The following is a 575-nucleotide window of genomic DNA, read 5'->3' on the forward strand; positions in this document are numbered from 1 at the left end:
GTTGCTGCTTGATGAAGCCACATCTGCTTTAGATGCAAACAGTGAAAAGTTGGTGCAAGACGCCTTAGAAGGATTGATGCAAAATCGTACAACCTTGGTAATTGCACATCGTTTGGCAACAATTTTAAAAGCTGATCGCATTCTCGTGATGGATAAAGGCGCTCTTGTGGAAGAAGGAACCCATGCTGAACTTGTGGCAAAAAATGGCGTCTATGCTTACCTCGCAAAACTCCAATTTTCACCGGAGTAAGTGATCATTATTAAAGAGCAGTATCTTTAAGGATATAAACAGCACTCCTTTCAGACAGGCTTATCAATTTGAATCTCTCATGGAAAAAGAGGGGCAAGCATTGAGAGGTTTTTCTTTTTTAAAGTCTTAACGGGCTGTTTTTTTCTGCGTGAGATGGAGGCATTTTTATAAAAATACTTCATCTGTGTACAAAATATAAAATGATACCAAGTTAATCTCTATGGGCTATGAAGATGTGCAAGGAGTTCTTTTCATAACAGCACTGTCACGTTGATTTATAAGGATAATTCATTGTTTTTCATGAGAGATCATGAATACCATAGGA

Annotated in this window: 1 pseudogene; it reads left to right on the top strand. The window is 37.9% G+C overall.

The window, feature by feature from the left end:
* Positions 1-250 (top strand): annotated as a pseudogene (locus tag ACFIKO_RS09500) (ABC transporter); the annotation flags it as partial.
* Positions 251-575 lie beyond the last annotated feature (325 nt).

Source organism: Bartonella sp. TS82HLJMH (assembly GCF_042193495.1).
Lineage (GTDB): Bacteria > Pseudomonadota > Alphaproteobacteria > Rhizobiales > Rhizobiaceae > Bartonella > Bartonella grahamii.